Origin of the sequence: Frederiksenia canicola, from assembly GCF_011455495.1 — a bacterium.
In the GTDB taxonomy this organism is placed as follows: Bacteria; Pseudomonadota; Gammaproteobacteria; order Enterobacterales; family Pasteurellaceae; genus Frederiksenia; species Frederiksenia canicola.
Genome location: NZ_CP015029.1, coordinates 1,102,883 through 1,121,497, shown reverse-complemented (window position 1 = coordinate 1,121,497; position 18,615 = coordinate 1,102,883). Strand labels below are relative to the sequence as shown.

The window sequence follows — 18,615 nt, the reverse complement described above, 5'->3', positions numbered from 1 at the left end:
TACTCTAGCCCTCACCTAAATCTTCAATTTCTGTTTTTTCCATTTCTGGTGGATTATCACAGAGCCAGTTAGCAAGTTTGGCATAATCTGCAAGAGCAAGATTTTCCGCACGAGCGTTTAAGTCGATGCCGAGTGCCTCTAACTGTTCCGCACTAAATAGGGTGGATAACGCATTGCGTAACGTTTTGCGGCGTTGGTTGAACGCATGAGTGGTTACTCGGTTGAGCCAATAGACATCTTTGACAGGGTGAGGCAAGGTTTTATATGGCACAAGACGAACCACCGCAGAATCGACTTTCGGTGCAGGTTTAAATGCCGTTGGCGGCACTTCTAACACAGGCATAACTTGGCAATAGTATTGAGCCATAATGGTTAAGCGACCGTAAGCTTTGCTATTTGGGGCAGCACACAAGCGTTTCACCACTTCTTTTTGCAACATAAAGTGCATATCTTGCACAAGATCGTGGAATTTGAATAAGTGAAACATCAATGGCGTCGAAATGTTATACGGCAAGTTGCCGAACACTCTCACGCCTTTGCCATTTAATTCAAGACCGTCGAAATACTCACGGAAATTAAAACGCAGTGCATCTTGTTCGATAATAGTTAATTTAGGCTGTAAAAATGGATGGTGGCGTAGCCGCTCGGCAAGATCTCGGTCAAGTTCCACCACGGTGAGCTGATCGACTAAGTCCGCAACAGGTTCGGTTAATGCTCCCAAACCTGGACCGATTTCAAGCAGGAATTGATCTTTTTGTGGGTTGATCGCAGCAACGATATTGTGGATCACATTTTGATCGTGTAAAAAGTTCTGCCCGAAGCGTTTACGAGCGGTGTGTCCTAAATGTTTTTTTGAGTTTGAATTCATTGAATTTCCTATACAAGCGGTTAGATCACCGCCATTTTTTACAAATTTTATAAACTAAAGAACCCCGCAAATGCGGGGTTGAATTGTAAGCAAGTTAATTATTGTACGTATTGAATATCTGCACGATTTTTTAACGCTTTTACCCAGTCTTTCGAAGCATCTTGAGCTTGTTGATTCACCAGTTGCTCATAGGCTTTTTGTAAGTACGCGTCTTCTGTACGGTCACTTTGGCGTGTATCAGTCACTTTCAACACATGCCAACCAAATTGCGATTTAAATGGTGCGGAGATTACACCAGGTTTGCTCTTATTTGCGACTTTAGCAAAGGCTGGATCATATATATCTAAGAAATTCCAACCAAGATCACCGCCTTCTGCCCCTGAAGCATAATCAACAGAATGTTTCTCTGCTGCCGCTTCAAAGGTCATTTTATTCGCATTAATATCCGCAACAAGTGCAGTTAGTTTCGCTTTGGCTTGCTGATCATTCAAAATTGGATTGGTTTTCAGCAAAATATGACTAATTCGATATTGCGTTCCTTTTGTTGCACTGAGCTTACCGCTCGCCTTATCTTTTGCCATGAGCTCTTTTGCAAGTGCTTGAACTTGTTTTGGTTCAACTTGAATCGTTTGACCAATGGTTTGGTGACGAACTTGCTCCATCATAATTTGATTTGCAAGTTGCTGACGATATTGATTCAAGGTGATGCCTTGATAATCCAGGGCATCTAGAAATTGCCCGTAGGTTAAACCATTTTGTGCTGCAATATTTTCAATCATTTGATCAACATAGGCATAATTTACTTTCACGCCTGATTCTTGAATTGCACGTTGTACTAGAAATTCGTTAATGACACTATCTAAGGCAGCTTTACGGTTTGCCTCTGTTTTCGCTTTTTTCCCCAATGCACGATCAACTTGGCTCTGCATAATTGGATAACCATCAACGGTAGCTAACACACGCTCTTCTGCTTGAGTAGATTGAGCAACAGCTAACAATGCGAAAGTTGCAATAAAGAGAGATTTTACAACGGTCAATTTCATTTTTTCTTCCTATCAAAGAATGAATAATAATTTTAATGGTGTTTAGAAACGATTTTCATCAAAAGGTTCAATGTTGGCTCAAATTTACGTCATTAACGCCACTTGATTAATACCATCATAATGTTGTGTTCTCACCTGAATTTTTTCACTGCGTGCAGTAGGAATGTTTTTACCAACATAATCCGCACGGATCGGTAACTCTCGATGACCACGGTCAATAAAAATGACTAGCTCAATTTTAGATGCTCGTCCAAAATCAAGCAAGGCATCTAGTGCCGCACGAATAGTCCGACCAGTAAACAATACATCATCAATCAAGATCACTTTTTTATCTTGCAGGGAAAGAGTATGCTCGGATCCTGAATACACGGGATCTTGGTGAGTCTGTTCTAAATCATCACGGTAAAAAGTAATGTCTAACGACATCATTGGCAGCTCAATTTGAGCTAACTCTGCAATTCGTTTTTGCAACATTTCGGCAATTTCTGCCCCTCGCCGTTTAATCCCCACCAACACAACATCGTCGAAACTAGAATGCTTTTCGATGATTTGATGGGAAATACGTGAAATCGTGCGTTGAAATTGCTCCGTATCAATGATGATTTTTTCCATTCTTCGTCCTTGAGTTATAACCCTTGAATTTTTTTGATCACATTGGTAGTTGAACAACCGTTTTCAAAATTCAAGACACGAACTTCCCCGCCATTTGCCCATACTTCTTGGCTGCCTGCGATGTCTTCTGGTTTATAGTCACCGCCTTTCACTAACAGATCTGGCAATATTTCACCAATTAAGCGTTGTGGTGTGTCTTCGCAGAATGGGACGACCCAATCCACCGATGCCAAGCCAGCTAATACCGCCATACGTGCATCTAATTCGTTTATCGGGCGACTCTCACCTTTCAAACGTTTCACTGACTCATCCGTATTGACCGCGACAATTAAACGATCACCTAATTTACGAGCATTTTCCAAGTAGGAAACATGCCCAGGATGCAGAATATCGAAGCAACCATTGGTCATTACAATTTTCTCACCACGAGCTTTAGCTTGTGCCACAATAGCTTTCAGCGAATTTTCATCAGTAACACCAAAGCCTGTTTCATTGCGTTGGTGAATAGCTTGTTCAAGTTCGACTGGGGTAACAGTAGAAGTACCAAGTTTGCCGACGACCACGCCCGCTGCCGCATTGGCAAGATAGCAAGCCTCTTCCAACGAACGGCCATCCGCCATAGCTGTTGCCAGCACGCTAATTACCGTATCGCCCGCCCCTGTTACGTCATACACTTCTTTTGCTTGAGTTGGTAAGTGGAAGGCTGGTTGATTTGGTCGAAGCAAGGTCATTCCTTTTTCAGAACGAGTAACAAGCAATGCCGATAAATCGTAATCGGCAATCATTTTTAAGCCTTTTTCTACGATTTCATCATCGGAACCACATTTCCCTGCAACTGCTTCAAATTCTGACATATTCGGCGTCAGTAAAGTGGCCCCACGATAACGTTCAAAATCCGTGCCTTTGGGATCGATCAACACTGGCACATTCGCTTGGCGGGCAATTTGGATCATTTGCTGGACGGCATTAAGCGTACCTTTGCCGTAATCTGATAAAATCAAGGCACCGTAAGCGGTGATTTCTGCCTGTAACTTTGCGAGTAGCTCTTGACTGTCAAGGTTATGGAAACCTTCTTCAAAGTCCAAACGAAGCAACTGTTGATGACGGGAGAGAATACGCAATTTGGTGATGGTTGGATGAGAACTTACTGCCACACAATGATTTTCGATGCGGTGAGCATTCAATAGCGTATCCAACGCCTTGCCCGCATCGTCCTGCCCGACCAAACCGTGCAACGTTACGGGCACATTTAGGCTAGCAATGTTCATCGCCACGTTTGCCGCCCCACCCGCACGATCTTCACGCTGTTGCACTTTCACCACTGGTACCGGTGCTTCGGGCGAAATACGATCTGTCGCCCCGAACCAGTAACGGTCTAACATCACATCGCCAAGCACCAACACTTTGGCCTGGTTAAATTGAGAAGAGTATTGCATCATCATAAATATTCCTTAATTACCCTCGCCCACTTGCAGGAGAGGGACAGATTTAATCTTCGTTTAGAAGCGAAAATCAGGGAGATCACATTTGCAAAATTTTGCTGAAAACTGACCGCTTGTCAGCTCTCTCAGACTAAAATACTGAACGCCTTTTAGTCTGTCTCCCCGTGAACGGGAGAATGATTATTTCCTATTTTTCTTAATAAACTTCATCAAGCGTTTGCGTTTACGCAGCTGATTTGGGGTGAGTTTATTGCGTTTGCCTGCAAATGGATTGTTGCCTTCTTGGAACAAGACCCGAATCGGTGAACCGATAATTTTCAAGCTCTTACGGAAATAGTTAGACAAATAACGCTTGTAGCTGTCTGGTAATTTCTCGATTTGATTACCGTGGATCACAATTATCGGTGGATTATAGCCACCTGGGTGAGCGTATTTGAGTTTCACTCGGCGGCCATTTACCAATGGCGGCTGATGCTCGTCCGTTGCCATTTGTAAAATACGGGTAAGCATCGAAGTCGTCATTTTTTTGGTCGCACATTGATAGGCTTCTTGCACACTTTCAAATAAATTGCCCACACCGCTGCCATGCAAAGCTGAAATAAAATGCACTCGTGCGAAGTCGATGAAATCCAAACGGCGATCGAGTTCTGATTTAACGTTGTCTTTAATATCTTGCGATAAGCCATCCCATTTGTTCACCACGATCACTAATGATTTACCTGCATTGAGAATAAAGCCAAGCAGTGATAAATCTTGGTCGGATACGCCATCACGGGCGTCAATGGTAAGTAATACTACGTTCGCATCTTGAATCGCTTGCAAGGTTTTGATTACCGAGAATTTTTCTACCGCCATATGCACTTTGCCACGCTTACGCACGCCTGCAGTGTCAATGATGGTGTAATGCTGACCATCTCGCTCCATCGGAATGTAAATCGAATCACGGGTCGTGCCTGGCATATCGTAAACCACTACTCGATCTTCGCCTAAAATACGGTTTGTCAGAGTCGATTTACCTACATTTGGCCGTCCAACAATCGCAATTTTGATGTTTTTGTCTTCAGGCTCTTCGTGCTCTTCTTCCAACGCTTCATCAAGCAAAGTGGTATCATCTTCGTTATCAAAATCGAAATCGTGATCCCATTCATCTTGTTCAGCTTCGTCTTGATTTGCAATATTTTCTTCGGAACTCACCGCTTGTTCTTCTAATTTTTCTGCAAGCGGAGCAAGCACCTGCTCGATCAGTTGCGTAACGCCACGCCCTTGTGCCGCAGCGATCGGCTCCACTTCACCCAAGCCAAGCTGATAAAATTCTGCAATGTGCGAATCCGCATCAATGCCATCGGTTTTATTCGCCACTACTACCGTGGTTTTATCCCGCTGGCGTAAATATTGAGCGATGCCCACATCCGCAGGCACTAAACCAGCACGAGCATCCACCAAAAATAACACCACATCGGCTTCTTCAATCGCCAACAGCGACTGCTCTGCCATTTTTTCTTCAACGCCTTCTTCTGTTCCATCAATACCGCCTGTATCGATCACGATAAAATCGTGTCCTGCAATATTCGCTTGACCATATTTGCGGTCACGCGTCAGCCCAGGGAAATCCGCCACCAACGCATCACGGGTACGGGTTAAGCGGTTAAATAACGTGGATTTGCCCACGTTTGGTCTGCCCACAAGGGCAACAACAGGTGTCATAAAAACCTCAATTTAAATTCGATTTGCAAGAATTAGCAAAAATGCAAATATTATAGCTTAAATTATTACGTAAAGGGATATTTCGAATGATTAACACGGCAGGCAAAAAAAATCCCTAGGCATAAACCTAGGGATAAACCAAAAATTAACAAGGAATTATCTATGAAATATGAAAAAGTTAGCCTTTTATTGAAATGGCGGTGAGAGGGGGATTCGAACCCCCGATACAGTCTCCCATATACACGCTTTCCAGGCGTGCTCCTTCAACCACTCGGACATCTCACCGAATCAATAAAAAAATGTGCATCGAAATGCACATTTGAAAGCGGAGCGAACTATAACGAATTTTGCTTGTCTAGGCAAGTAATTTCTTTTTTATATAAAGAAATTATTGTCCATGACCTAAGCAATTTGGCGAGCTCGGGGCAGATTGCCCAATCGCTTGCCATTCCGACTCCGTATAAGTGTGTAGTGCCAACGCATGCACTCCATTAGCCAGTTCATCAGCAAGCAGGGCATAAATAGCACGATGCCGAGCTAATGTGCGAACACCTTCAAATTTCGATGACACCAATGTCACCTTAAAATGAGATTCAGCACCGCGACCAGAACTGTGTTTATGGCTTTCATTCTCAACCTGTAAGACGATTGGTTGGAATTCTGTGGTGAGTTTTTCAAGAATGGTTTGTTCGATAGACATTGTTTGTTCCTGTTGGTAATTTCACCAAATAATACTATACTTTCGTCAATTTTATTCATTAAATTTAAAAGGAAATGCGATGAAACTCTCTAAAAAAGCCTTTATATTTGCCGCCATAATGAGCTCAGCCCTCTTAGCAGGCTGCCAAACTCAGCCCAACACACTGACGTTCACCACACCTGCTCCGACATCCATGTTTGATACCAACAACCAATCGGCATTAGTCAATGTGCAGACCCGAGATTTACGTTCATCGGCTGAAATCGCAAGTTACACAACGTCAGGCAAGGTTCACCATCTCACCGCTGTGCCTGATGTTGCTCACATGTTTCAACAAGCGATGCAACAAAATCTGAATAGCAAAGGTTTTACTGTTGTTCAAGGTGCAGGTAATGCCAATGTTGTGGTAAACGTGAAAAAATTCTTTGCCGATGTGCAGCAAGGTAACTTACGCTACAAAATTAGTGCAAATGTGAATGTTGAAGTGGCAATTCAAGGCTCAAGAGGCAACTTCAGTAAAAATTTTGAAACAGCTCGCTCATACGAAGGGGCATTTGGTGCCAATAATAGTGAAATCCAAAAAGTGTTAGGTGAAGCCTATACGGATGCCATTATGAAAATTTATCACGACAACGAAATCGACAACGCCATTCATCAATTCAAATAACTCACAAGCGGTTAGATCCACAGGACATTTTGCAAATCTAACCGCTTGCGTTTTAGGCTGGGATTACAGCAAATACCCGAGCGTTAAAACCCGGTGCACCTTTAATTTTAGGCACGCCAATAAAAATAGCCCCGCCTGTAGCAGGCAATTCAGCAAGATTACTCAACACTTCTACCTGAAATTTATTTTGTGATAGCCAATAACGCTCGCCCACAAGATCATTATTTTTCACAAAATCTAAGGCACTATCCGTATCCAGAGTTTCGTGTCCGATTGCGGCAATATGACGCTTCTCATGGAGAAACGCCAAAGCCTCTAAACTCCATCCAGGCGTATGAGCCTGCCCATTTTCATCTTTATTATAGAAACGGTTAACATCGTGCCAACGTTCTGACCAACCACTCGCAAAAGCGACGAAACTTCCCGCCGGAATTTGCCCATATTCAGCCTCAAATGCCAAAATATCTTCTACAGTCAAACGATAATCGTGATCTTCAGCAACCTCCTTTTCCCTATGGATCACAATCAAAGGTAACACAAACTCATCTACTGGTATCTCATCCAACATTCGTTTTCCTACAGAGAAATGAACTGGTGCATCTAAGTGCGTACCATATTGGCTAACTATTGTATATTCACTTGCTAGAAACCCATCTTTTTCGACGGTAAATAATACTTTACTCTGAATCGGTTTAAAGGCAGGGAAATAAGGGATTTCAGCACTGACTGAATGGCTTAAATCTACCCATTTCTGATTTTTCAATAATTCAATTGCTTGCAAAATAGACATAATTACTCCTTAAGCAGTAAATTTTGACCACTTTAGCAAGAGAAATGAAAACCGCAAATAACAAAAAGTTATCCATTAGAAAAATTTGCAAAATTTTCAGCGGAACCGACCGCTTGCACTTGCGATTCCCCCTGGTGTTCATTACACTTGATTCAATATTGACTAACTAACATCTTATGAGAATACCAAGAATTTATCACCCTGAAAAATTAGCGGGACAACGCCATTGTGTACTAAGTGATGATGCTGCAAACCATGTAGGACGAGTATTACGAATGAGCGAAGGCTCACAACTGATTTTATTTGATGGTTCAAACCATATTTTTCACGCTACTATTGATCACATTTCGAAAAAACAAATTTCAGTGAACATTACACACTGTGAATTTGACAATCGAGAGTCAAATTTGCCGATCCATTTAGGGCAAGTCATCTCTCGTGGAGATCGTATGGAATTTACCATTCAAAAATCTGTTGAATTAGGCGTGAATATTATTACTCCACTTTGGTCGGAACGCTGTGGTGTAAAACTAGATAGCGAACGGCAAGATAAAAAGATTCAGCAATGGCAGAAAATCGCGATTGCTGCCTGTGAGCAGTGCGGGCGAAATATGGTGCCTGAAATTCGTCCGATTATGAAACTGACAGACTGGTGTAAAGAGCAAGATGAAATGCTCAAATTGAATCTACACCCCCGAGCGAAATATACGATTAAATCCTTGCCCAATGTGCCAAGTACGGGGGTTCGTTTATTAATCGGTTCAGAAGGCGGACTTTCTCCCGAAGAAATTGCAATGACCGAGCAACAAGGCTTTACTGAAGTATTACTCGGTAAACGTGTGCTACGCACGGAAACGGCTTCACTCGCAACAATTACCGCCTTGCAAACTCTGTATGGAGACTTAAGCTAAATGAATGATTTACAAGGGAAATTATTAATCGCCACTCCTGATATGAATGATGACTATTTTGATCGTTCTGTGATTTACATTTGTGAACATAATGAACAAGGGGCAATGGGCTTAATGATCAACTCACCAACCGATCTATCCGTCATGGAATTGCTGGCTAAAATGGATTTTTTAATGGCAAATGAGCGGAATTACAGTAAAGATCAATTGGTATTGAATGGTGGACCTGTCAGCCAAGATCGAGGGTTCATTCTACATACTCGAATTCACACTCCCCTTCTCCACAGCTATGAAACAGCCAATGATATTGTGATGACGACTTCTGGCGATATTCTAGAAACATTTGGACGAAATGATGCCCCAAAACATTTTATCGTTTGTCTCGGATGCTGTACTTGGAAAGCAGAGCAACTAGAAGCTGAAATTGCCCGTAATTACTGGTTGGTTGCACCAAGTAACGAGAAAATTTTATTTGAGACAGGATATTTAGATCGCTGGATGGAAGCATACCAATTACTTGGTATTGATGGCATTTTGGCTAAAGCAGGACGTGCCTAATGAGTCAAACTATTCTTGCTTTTGACTTTGGCCTTAATAGTATTGGTTGTGCTGTTGGACAAAGTATCACTGGCACCGCACAGCCCTTAGCTGCATTCAAAGCACAAGATGGCATCCCGAACTGGGAAGCAATCGGCACATTACTTAAAGAGTGGCAGCCAGATTTGTTGGTTGTGGGTTTACCACTAAATATGGATGGCTCTGAGCAGCCCCTTACACAACGTGCAAAAAAATTTGCCAATCGGCTTCATGGACGTTTTCAATTACAAGTAACATTACATGATGAAAGGCTTACCACTGTTGAAGCCCGTGCAGAGATTTTCTCTCGAGGCGGCTTTAAAGCTTTAAAGAAAGATAAAGTTGACTCAATTTCAGCATGCTTAATATTAGAAAGTTGGTTTGAAACCGCATGAAAATATAAGGCTAGATTTTTATCTAGCCTTATTTGAATTCTTATGATTGAACAGAGAGATCTTTCACATCTGTTTCGGGAGTTACTTTTTTCACTGAGTCAATGCCTTTCAAGCAAGCTTGCTTAGTCGTGTAACCCTCTCCGCCAGTTGCGATGACTACATGATTTCCTGCTTTTAATCTCCAGCGAAATTCGCCTTTTGCATCTTTATAAACTTCAAAGTACATAGGTGTGTTCCTTATTGTAGAATGATAGAATGCTAAACAATATTGTCTAGCGATTACAGCTTATAAACTAATCACAAGTAAAGCAAGCAAGAATTTCAAAAACCACTCAAAAAATCTTCACAATCACGTTGGTACCATCTTTTACAAAGTCTTCTCTTTCCCCCTTCCCAAAACAAAAACCCCTTGCACTGTACTCAACCGAGTACTTGCAAGGGGTCCAATAAAACCCTGATGGTGCCCTACTCTCACATGGGGAAACCCCACACTACCATCGGCGTCACTGCGTTTCACTTCTGAGTTCGGAATGGAATCAGGTGGGACCACAGCACTATGGCCATCAGGAAAATCCTGTTGTTGTCTTTGTTCGTCTTTATTTTTTCGTTCTCTATTCTTGGCTTCTTACGTCGCCTTTAATCTGAAACAAGCTGTCTGTTTGATTTTCTTTCACTTCGCTCTCGCTTTGTCTTTTCGTTTAGCTTTCTTCTCAACCGCTTTTGGCTTCTTTCTTCTTTCCAAAAACGCTTGAGGTTGTATGGTTAAGCCTCTCGGGCAATTAGTATGGGTTAGCTCAACGTCTCGCAACGCTTACACACCCCACCTATCTACGTCGTAGTCTACAACAACCCTTACTGACTTAATGTCAGGGATGACTCATCTTGAGGCAAGTTTCGTGCTTAGATGCTTTCAGCACTTATCTCTTCCGCATTTAGCTACCCAGCAGTGCCTCTGGCGAGACAACTGGAACACCAGTGATGCGTCCACTCCGGTCCTCTCGTACTAGGAGCAGCCCCTCTCAATCATCCAACGCCCACGGCAGATAGGGACCGAACTGTCTCACGACGTTCTAAACCCAGCTCGCGTACCACTTTAAATGGCGAACAGCCATACCCTTGGGACCTACTTCAGCCCCAGGATGTGATGAGCCGACATCGAGGTGCCAAACACCGCCGTCGATATGAACTCTTGGGCGGTATCAGCCTGTTATCCCCGGAGTACCTTTTATCCGTTGAGCGATGGCCCTTCCATTCAGAACCACCGGATCACTATGACCTGCTTTCGCACCTGCTCGACTTGTCTGTCTCGCAGTTAAGCTTGCTTCTACCATTGCACTAACCTGACGATGTCCGACCGTCATTAGCAAACCTTCGTGCTCCTCCGTTACGCTTTGGGAGGAGACCGCCCCAGTCAAACTACCCACCAGACACTGTCCGAACACCTGTACTTGGTGTTTCGTTAGAACATCAAACGTTAAAGGGTGGTATTTCAAGGACGCCTCCACAAGAACTAGCGTTCCTGCTTCATAGGCTCCCACCTATCCTACACATCAAAATTCAATGTTCAGTGTCAAGCTATAGTAAAGGTTCACGGGGTCTTTCCGTCTAGCCGCGGGTACACCGCATCTTCACGGCGATTTCAATTTCACTGAGTCTCGGGTGGAGACAGCCTGGCCATCATTATGCCATTCGTGCAGGTCGGAACTTACCCGACAAGGAATTTCGCTACCTTAGGACCGTTATAGTTACGGCCGCCGTTTACTGGGGCTTCGATCAGGAGCTTCTCTTTCGATAACACCATCAATTAACCTTCCAGCACCGGGCAGGCATCACACCCTATACGTCCACTTTCGTGTTTGCAGAGTGCTGTGTTTTTAATAAACAGTTGCAGCCAGCTGGTATCTTCGACTGGTTCAGCCTTCGGAGGTAAACTCCTACAACCTACGCCAGCGCACCTTCTCCCGAAGTTACGGTGCTATTTTGCCTAGTTCCTTCACCCGAGTTCTCTCAAGCGCCTGAGTATTCTCTACCTGACCACCTGTGTCGGTTTTCAGTACGGTTTAGTTATATCTGAAGCTTAGTGGCTTTTCCTGGAAGCGTGGTATCAGTAACTTCATTCCCTTAGGAACTCGTCATCACTTCTCGTTGTTTAAATTGGGTAAGCGGATTTGCCTACCTACCCCAACTACCGGCTTAAACAGACATCCAACAGTCTGCTTACCTAACCTTCTCCGTCCCCACATCGCAATATAACCAAGTACGGGAATATTAACCCGTTTCCCATCGACTACGCTTTTCAGCCTCGCCTTAGGGGCCGACTCACCCTGCCCCGATTAACGTTGGACAGGAACCCTTGGTCTTCCGGCGAACGAGTTTTTCACTCGTTTTATCGTTACTTATGTCAGCATTCGCACTTGTGATACGTCCAGCAAACCTCTCGATTCACCTTCATCCGCTTACACAACGCTCCCCTACCCAACAGATTTGACTCTGATGCCGCAGCTTCGGTGCTATATTTGAGCCCCGTTACATCTTCCGCGCAGGCCGACTCGACTAGTGAGCTATTACGCTTTCTTTAAATGATGGCTGCTTCTAAGCCAACATCCTAGCTGTCTAAGCCTTCCCACTTCGTTTCCCACTTAATATAGACTTTGGGACCTTAGCTGGCGGTCTGGGTTGTTTCCCTCTCCACGATGAACGTTAGCACCCACCGTGTGTCTCCTATGCATTACTCTTCGGTATTCGCAGTTTGCATCGGGTTGGTAATCCGGGATGGACCCCTAGCCGAAACAGTGCTCTACCCCCGAAGGTATTCACATAAGGCTCTACCTAAATAGATTTCGGGGAGAACCAGCTATCTCCCGGTTTGATTGGCCTTTCACCCCCAGCCACAAGTCATCCGCTAATTTTTCAACATTAGTCGGTTCGGTCCTCCAGTTAGTGTTACCCAACCTTCAACCTGCCCATGGCTAGATCACCGGGTTTCGGGTCTATACCTTGCAACTAGACGCCCAGTTAAGACTCGGTTTCCCTACGGCTCCCCTATTCGGTTAACCTTGCTACAAAATATAAGTCGCTGACCCATTATACAAAAGGTACGCAGTCACCAAACAAGTTGGCTCCCACTGCTTGTACGTACACGGTTTCAGGTTCTATTTCACTCCCCTCACCGGGGTTCTTTTCGCCTTTCCTTCACAGTACTGGTTCACTATCGGTCAATCAGGAGTATTTAGCCTTGGAGGATGGTCCCCCCATCTTCAGACAGGATATCACGTGTCCCGCCTTACTTATTTTCAGCTTAGTTCCACACAAGGCTTTTAAAGTACGGGATTATCACCCTCTTTGATTGAGTTTCCCAACTCATTCCTCTAAGTCTTGTGCTATAACTGAATGGCTCCTTCGCGTTCGCTCGCCGCTACTAACGAAATCTCGGTTGATTTCTTTTCCTCGGGGTACTTAGATGTTTCAGTTCTCCCGGTTTGCCTTATTTACCTATGGATTCAGTAAATAATGATAAGCTCTTCGCTTATCGGGTTTCCCCATTCGGACATCTTGGATTAAACGCCTCTTATCGACTCATCCAAGCTTTTCGCAGATTAGCACGTCCTTCATCGCCTCTGATTGCCTAGGCATCCACCGTGTACGCTTAGTCACTTAACCATACAACCTCAAACATTTTTAGATAATATTGTTATTAAACAATCATCAAAATATTTAAAGCTGATAATCAAAAACTACTACTTGTGTGCTTTTGTTCACACAAGATTTTTACTACTCAGACTTTCTTTCGAAAATCTCTCAGTTTTTCAGCTTGTTTCCTATTTTTTAAAGAACATTAGACATTCACTTTGTCTTCCGACAAAAAACATCTTTAAATGGCGTCCCCACGGGGATTCGAACCCCGGTTACCGCCGTGAAAGGGCGATGTCCTAGGCCTCTAGACGATGGGGACAGCATTTAAAGATGCTTTCCTGCCATTTGCAAAACATTTCGCGGAACTGGCCGCTTGTCTTGCCTATGTTTCAACTTTCTATCAAACAATCTGTGTGAGCGCTTATTGTGTCATTTCTACTTCGGTAAGGAGGTGATCCAACCGCAGGTTCCCCTACGGTTACCTTGTTACGACTTCACCCCAGTCATGAATCATACCGTGGTAAACGCCCCCCTTGCGGTTAAGCTATCTACTTCTGGTACAACCCACTCCCATGGTGTGACGGGCGGTGTGTACAAGGCCCGGGAACGTATTCACCGCAACATTCTGATTTGCGATTACTAGCGATTCCGACTTCATGGAGTCGAGTTGCAGACTCCAATCCGGACTTAGATGCACTTTGTGAGATTTGCTCCATGTCGCCATTTTGCTTCCCTCTGTATGCACCATTGTAGCACGTGTGTAGCCCTACTCGTAAGGGCCATGATGACTTGACGTCATCCCCACCTTCCTCCAGTTTATCACTGGCAGTCTCCTTTGAGTTCCCGACCTAATCGCTGGCAACAAAGGATAAGGGTTGCGCTCGTTGCGGGACTTAACCCAACATTTCACAACACGAGCTGACGACAGCCATGCAGCACCTGTCTCATGGTTCCCGAAGGCACATTCACATCTCTGCGAACTTCCATGGATGTCAAGAGTAGGTAAGGTTCTTCGCGTTGCATCGAATTAAACCACATGCTCCACCGCTTGTGCGGGCCCCCGTCAATTCATTTGAGTTTTAACCTTGCGGCCGTACTCCCCAGGCGGTCGATTTATCACGTTAGCTTCGGGCACCAGAGTTAAACCCCAATCCCCAAATCGACATCGTTTACAGCGTGGACTACCAGGGTATCTAATCCTGTTTGCTCCCCACGCTTTCGCACATGAGCGTCAGTATATTCCCAAGGGGCTGCCTTCGCCTTCGGTATTCCTCCACATCTCTACGCATTTCACCGCTACACGTGGAATTCTACCCCTCCCTAAAATACTCTAGATTGCCAGTCTGAAATGCAATTCCCAGGTTAAGCCCGGGGCTTTCACATCTCACTTAACAATCCGCCTGCGTGCCCTTTACGCCCAGTCATTCCGATTAACGCTCGCACCCTCCGTATTACCGCGGCTGCTGGCACGGAGTTAGCCGGTGCTTCTTCTGTGGATAACGTCAATTACCAACTCTATTAAAGTTGATACCTTCCTCACCACCGAAAGAACTTTACAACCCGAAGGCCTTCTTCATTCACGCGGCATGGCTGCATCAGGGTTCCCCCCATTGTGCAATATTCCCCACTGCTGCCTCCCGTAGGAGTCTGGACCGTGTCTCAGTTCCAGTGTGGCTGGTCATCCTCTCAGACCAGCTAGAGATCGCGGGCTTGGTAGGCCTTTACCCCACCAACTACCTAATCCCACTTGGGCTCATCTTATGGCAACTGGCCCGTAGGTCCCAGTCTTTAATCTCTCGATATTACGCGGTATTAGCTACAGTTTCCCGTAGTTATCCCCCTCCATAAGCCAGATTCCCAAGCATTACTCACCCGTCCGCCACTCGTCAGCAAGAAAGCAAGCTTTCTCCTGCTACCGTTCGACTTGCATGTGTTAAGCCTGCCGCCAGCGTTCAATCTGAGCCATGATCAAACTCTTCAATTCAAAAAGTTTAATCGCTCAATAAATACTGACTATAAAAAAATCAATAATATTCATTATGAATTTCAAGTTAAGCACTTATTAAGACTTCAAAATTAAATAATATTTCACTTCAAAATCACATCAACAAGTGCCCACACAGATTGTCTGATTCATTATTAAAGAGCAAAAAACAACGACGCACCGTAATAACCTAATCCGTTCACAACAGTGCGTCGTTGTGTGGTGCGCATTATAGAGAAATCCGAAACCAATGCAAGTAAAAAATTTAAAAAAATTAAAAAAAACGATCTTTTGGTGAAAAAAGATCCCAGTTGCTTTTTTTAAAAGCAAAAAGCGGTCAGTTTTTGAATTTTTTTGCGATTTGCAAAACGTTCTTAAAATCCGACCGCTTGTATAGCTCATGTAGAAGCGATTAGTGAGCAATTTGTCCAAATTTACCGCTTTGCACATCACGCATCGCTTGATCGATTTCTGCTTCGGTGTTCATGACAAATGGACCGTAGCCAACGATTGGTTCATTTAACGGTTCGTCCATTAAAATAAGGAGCTTCGCTTCGTTGTTGGCTTCGATTTGGACATCTGCACCGCCACGCTCAAAGGTAATGAGTTCGCCACGACGAGCAATCTCTTCACCATTAAATTGCACTGTTCCATCTAAAACTAACACAATTAAGTTGTGGCTTTCTGGTACGGCGAAAGTATGGTTTTTGCCTGCATTTAACACCACATCCCACATATTGATTGGGCTGAATGTACTTGCTGCACCTGAAGTACTAGCAAGCTCGCCTGCAATAATCCGAGCTGTGCCTGCGTTATCATCAAGGGAGACCACTGGAATTTCAGCGGATTTAATCGCTTGGTATTTTGGTGTGGTCATTTTATGGGCTTTCGGTAAATTTACCCAAAGTTGTACCATCTCAAACATTCCGCCTTCTTTGGAGAATTTTTCAGAATGGAACTCTTCGTGCATAATGCCTGAACCTGCGGTCATCCATTGCACATCACCTGTACCTATAATACCGCCACCGCCGTATGAGTCCGCATGTGCGACTTCCCCTTGATAAGCGATAGTTACCGTTTCAAAACCACGATGTGGATGTTCACCTACACCACGAAAATCGGATTTCCGTCCACCATCAAAATGGCGTGGTGGGTTGTAGTCCATCATTAAAAACGGGTCGAGATTTTTATCGGTGTCGTTATAGGTAAACATTGATTAAACGTGGAAACCGTTACCTACCCAGTGTTTTTGTGGAGCATAGTGTACATTTGCGACTTTTTTCATTTTATTTTCATTAGTCAATTTGTTGAACCTTGCAAGCTCGTTGCTTGATGTCGAGCATTATAGTCTTTTATATAAATAAACAAACAGCAAAATATTCAAACAACTATTTCCTGAAATAAAATAATAATAAAACAGTTCGCAAAATAGCGACCTGCCACTATAATACGCGACCGCAAGCGGTTAGATTTCGCAAAACTTTTGCAGAATCTGACCGCTTGTTTTTCATTTCATCGTGGTTCGAAAACCTCCCACGCAAAAAAACTAAGGAAAATCAATGACAAATCAAGCAAAAGCCGCCGTAATTTTTTCAGGCGGGCAAGACTCAACGACTTGTCTTTTTCTCGCTATTCAAGAATTTGGACGGGAAAATGTGGAAGTCGTTACCTTTCAATATGGGCAACGCCACGCCATTGAATTAGATAAAGCGAAATGGATTGCCGACGATCTCGGCGTAAAACAAACGCTTATCGACACTTCTGTGATTAAAGCCATTACCACCAATGCGTTAATGGATGCTCAAGCCGAAATCGAGCAAAACGGTAGCACACCAAATACTTTCGTGGACGGTCGCAACGCTTTGTTTCTGCTCTACACCGCGATTTACAGCAAAAGCCAAGGCATTCAAACGATTTTTACTGGCGTGTGCGAAACAGATTTCAGCGGCTACCCTGACTGCCGTGATGTGTTCGTGAAATCAATGAATGTGACGCTCAATTTGGCGATGGATTACAATTTCAATATCCGCACCCCCTTGATGTATCTCACCAAAAAAGAGACATGGAAATTAGCGGACGATTTAGGGGCATTTGACTACATCCGCCAACATACGCACACCTGTTATTTAGGCGTAGAAGGTGGCTGCCATCGCTGTCCAAGTTGTGTGCTACGAGAAAAAGGGCTGAACGAATACTTGGCGGAGCGTGAAAATGTTTAAAATCGCCAAAGAATTTAGCTTTGATATGGCACATATGTTGGACGGACACGATGGTAAATGCCAAAACTTGCACGGGCATACTTACACCTTACAAGTCGAAATTGGGGGTGAACTGCGTACCAGCGGGGCGAAAAGCGGAATGGTAATGGATTACAGCGATCTTAAAGCGATCGTCAAAACGCACATTCTTGATAAGATGGATCACGCTTTTATTTACGACAGCACTAGCGAGCGTGAATGCCAAGTGGCAAACTTGCTCAACTCGCTCAATTCTAAAACCTTCGCCATTCCTACCCGTACGACCGCCGAGCAGATGGCAAAATATATCTTCGATACGTTGTGCGATGTCGGCTTGCCTGTCAGCCTGATTCGCTTGTGGGAAACACCAACCTCTTATTGCGAGTACAGCCGATGATGCAAGCGGTCAGTTTCTCTCAACGTTTTGCAAATACCGAATATCGCATTGTGGAAATCTTCGAAACCCTACAGGGCGAAGGATTTAATACCGGTATGCCGAGTATTTTTATCCGTTTTGGAAAATGCAATTTGGCGTGCCCGTGGTGTGATACCAACTACAATCAATATACCACCAAAACGCTGGCGGAAATTATGGCGGTGGTTAGGGGTTTTTCGGCGAAAAATATCATCATCACGGGGGGCGAGCCAACTATTCAGCCAAACTTAGAGCGATTGCTTGATGTGCTAAAAGCGGAAGGCTACTTTATTGCAGTGGAAACGAATGGCTTGAAGCCTGTACCAAAACAGATCGACTATATCGCCACCAGTCCGAAGCGGATCTACCAGAAAAACTATCTGAAGCACCATATTCCGTTTGCTCATGAAGTGCGGATCGTGGTCGATGGCGATATGCTTGAATTTTGTGAGCAGATCGAAAACACCATTCCCGCCGAGCGTTACTATCTCTCCCCTTGTGAAACAGATGGTGTGATGAATATGCTTGAAACCATCGCCCAGCTCGGCAAACTCAATCAACGCTCGCACAAACCCCGCTGGCAGTTGAGTATCCAAACGCATAAGATGGCGGGCATTGAGTAGTAAAAAACCAAGCGG

General features: G+C 44.2%; 16 protein-coding genes, 2 tRNA genes, 3 rRNA genes and 1 riboswitch. Of the genes, 7 read left to right on the top strand and 14 right to left on the bottom strand.

The annotated features are described in order from the left end of the window. Positions 1-4 precede the first annotated feature (4 nt). The 7 genes from rsmA to A4G17_RS05500 all read right to left on the bottom strand — a co-directional run bounded on the left by rsmA (position 5) and on the right by A4G17_RS05500 (position 6,369). On the bottom strand, positions 5-868 hold the full coding sequence (gene rsmA / locus A4G17_RS05530) for a 16S rRNA (adenine(1518)-N(6)/adenine(1519)-N(6))-dimethyltransferase RsmA (protein WP_123956633.1): 864 nt from the start codon (positions 866-868) through the stop codon (positions 5-7). 98 nt (positions 869-966) lie between these two features. Next, positions 967-1,911, bottom strand: a complete 945-nt coding sequence (locus A4G17_RS05525) for a peptidylprolyl isomerase (RefSeq protein ID WP_123956635.1) — start codon at positions 1,909-1,911, stop codon at positions 967-969. An 84-nt stretch (positions 1,912-1,995) separates the two neighbouring features. Next, complete coding sequence (pyrR, locus tag A4G17_RS05520) at positions 1,996-2,523, bottom strand: bifunctional pyr operon transcriptional regulator/uracil phosphoribosyltransferase PyrR (protein ID WP_123956637.1); 528 nt, start codon at positions 2,521-2,523, stop codon at positions 1,996-1,998. Between the two features lie 14 nt (positions 2,524-2,537). Next, a complete protein-coding gene (hldE, locus tag A4G17_RS05515) occupies positions 2,538-3,965 on the bottom strand; it encodes a bifunctional D-glycero-beta-D-manno-heptose-7-phosphate kinase/D-glycero-beta-D-manno-heptose 1-phosphate adenylyltransferase HldE (protein WP_123956639.1) in 1,428 nt (475 codons plus the stop codon). A 180-nt stretch (positions 3,966-4,145) separates the two neighbouring features. Then, a complete protein-coding gene (gene der / locus A4G17_RS05510) occupies positions 4,146-5,669 on the bottom strand; it encodes a ribosome biogenesis GTPase Der (protein WP_123956640.1) in 1,524 nt (507 codons plus the stop codon). Positions 5,670-5,864: 195 nt separating this feature from the next. Continuing rightward, positions 5,865-5,954: transfer RNA gene (locus A4G17_RS05505), tRNA-Ser, on the bottom strand. A 103-nt stretch (positions 5,955-6,057) separates the two neighbouring features. Further along, positions 6,058-6,369: a BolA family protein gene (locus tag A4G17_RS05500; protein ID WP_123956642.1), complete on the bottom strand. Its 312-nt coding sequence runs from the start codon at positions 6,367-6,369 to the stop codon at positions 6,058-6,060. Between the two features lie 79 nt (positions 6,370-6,448). Here A4G17_RS05500 and A4G17_RS05495 point away from each other — a divergent pair, with 79 nt between their 5' ends. Then, positions 6,449-7,036, top strand: coding sequence for a YajG family lipoprotein (locus tag A4G17_RS05495; protein ID WP_123956643.1), 588 nt, complete (start codon positions 6,449-6,451; stop codon positions 7,034-7,036). A gap of 52 nt (positions 7,037-7,088) precedes the next feature. Here the strand turns inward: A4G17_RS05495 and A4G17_RS05490 are convergent, their stop codons facing one another. Continuing rightward, complete coding sequence (locus A4G17_RS05490) at positions 7,089-7,826, bottom strand: cyclase family protein (RefSeq protein ID WP_236940990.1); 738 nt, start codon at positions 7,824-7,826, stop codon at positions 7,089-7,091. 176 nt (positions 7,827-8,002) lie between these two features. On the opposite strand from A4G17_RS05490, the gene rsmE reads away from it, so the two are divergent. The 3 genes from rsmE to ruvX are packed head-to-tail and all read left to right on the top strand — an operon-like array spanning position 8,003 to position 9,708. Continuing rightward, a complete protein-coding gene (gene rsmE, locus A4G17_RS05485; RefSeq protein WP_123956647.1) occupies positions 8,003-8,737 on the top strand; it encodes a 16S rRNA (uracil(1498)-N(3))-methyltransferase in 735 nt (244 codons plus the stop codon). Beyond that, positions 8,738-9,295 (top strand): YqgE/AlgH family protein, encoded by a 558-nt coding sequence (locus tag A4G17_RS05480; RefSeq protein WP_123956649.1) that lies wholly within the window; start codon positions 8,738-8,740, stop codon positions 9,293-9,295. Further along, positions 9,295-9,708, top strand: a complete 414-nt coding sequence (gene ruvX / locus A4G17_RS05475; protein WP_123956651.1) for a Holliday junction resolvase RuvX — start codon at positions 9,295-9,297, stop codon at positions 9,706-9,708. The genes A4G17_RS05480 and ruvX overlap by 1 nt, the downstream gene beginning before the upstream one ends. Positions 9,709-9,748: 40 nt before the next feature. Here the strand turns inward: ruvX and A4G17_RS05470 are convergent, their stop codons facing one another. The 6 genes from A4G17_RS05470 to A4G17_RS05445 form a co-directional block, all read right to left on the bottom strand. Next, the gene (locus A4G17_RS05470) at positions 9,749-9,934 is read right to left on the bottom strand and encodes a YegP family protein (RefSeq protein WP_123956653.1); all 186 of its coding nucleotides are present in this window, start codon (positions 9,932-9,934) and stop codon (positions 9,749-9,751) included. Between the two features lie 226 nt (positions 9,935-10,160). Continuing rightward, positions 10,161-10,276, bottom strand: a 5S ribosomal RNA gene (gene rrf / locus A4G17_RS05465). 190 nt (positions 10,277-10,466) lie between these two features. Further along, positions 10,467-13,368 (bottom strand): 23S ribosomal RNA (locus tag A4G17_RS05460). A 216-nt stretch (positions 13,369-13,584) separates the two neighbouring features. Next, positions 13,585-13,660: transfer RNA gene (locus A4G17_RS05455), tRNA-Glu, on the bottom strand. Between the two features lie 125 nt (positions 13,661-13,785). Then, a 16S ribosomal RNA gene (locus A4G17_RS05450) occupies positions 13,786-15,325 on the bottom strand. Together the 16S, 23S and 5S rRNA genes with 1 tRNA gene alongside form the textbook arrangement of a ribosomal RNA operon. Before the next feature lie 412 nt (positions 15,326-15,737). Continuing rightward, positions 15,738-16,538 carry a pirin family protein gene (locus A4G17_RS05445; protein WP_236940989.1) on the bottom strand — a complete coding sequence of 267 codons (801 nt, stop codon included), beginning with the start codon at positions 16,536-16,538 and terminating at the stop codon, positions 15,738-15,740. A 298-nt stretch (positions 16,539-16,836) separates the two neighbouring features. Beyond that, positions 16,837-16,881, top strand: a riboswitch (PreQ1 riboswitch). 3 nt (positions 16,882-16,884) lie between these two features. Between A4G17_RS05445 and queC the strand changes: the two genes are divergently transcribed. Genes queC through A4G17_RS05430 form a run of 3 tightly spaced genes read left to right on the top strand, consistent with a single transcriptional unit; the run spans position 16,885 to position 18,600 of the window. After that, positions 16,885-17,544, top strand: a complete 660-nt coding sequence (gene queC, locus A4G17_RS05440) for a 7-cyano-7-deazaguanine synthase QueC (RefSeq protein ID WP_123957090.1) — start codon at positions 16,885-16,887, stop codon at positions 17,542-17,544. Next, a complete protein-coding gene (gene queD / locus A4G17_RS05435) occupies positions 17,537-17,959 on the top strand; it encodes a 6-carboxytetrahydropterin synthase QueD (RefSeq protein ID WP_123957091.1) in 423 nt (140 codons plus the stop codon). Before queC ends, queD begins: the two co-directional genes overlap by 8 nt. Further along, positions 17,959-18,600, top strand: a complete 642-nt coding sequence (locus A4G17_RS05430; RefSeq protein ID WP_123957271.1) for a 7-carboxy-7-deazaguanine synthase QueE — start codon at positions 17,959-17,961, stop codon at positions 18,598-18,600. Before queD ends, A4G17_RS05430 begins: the two co-directional genes overlap by 1 nt. Positions 18,601-18,615 lie beyond the last annotated feature (15 nt).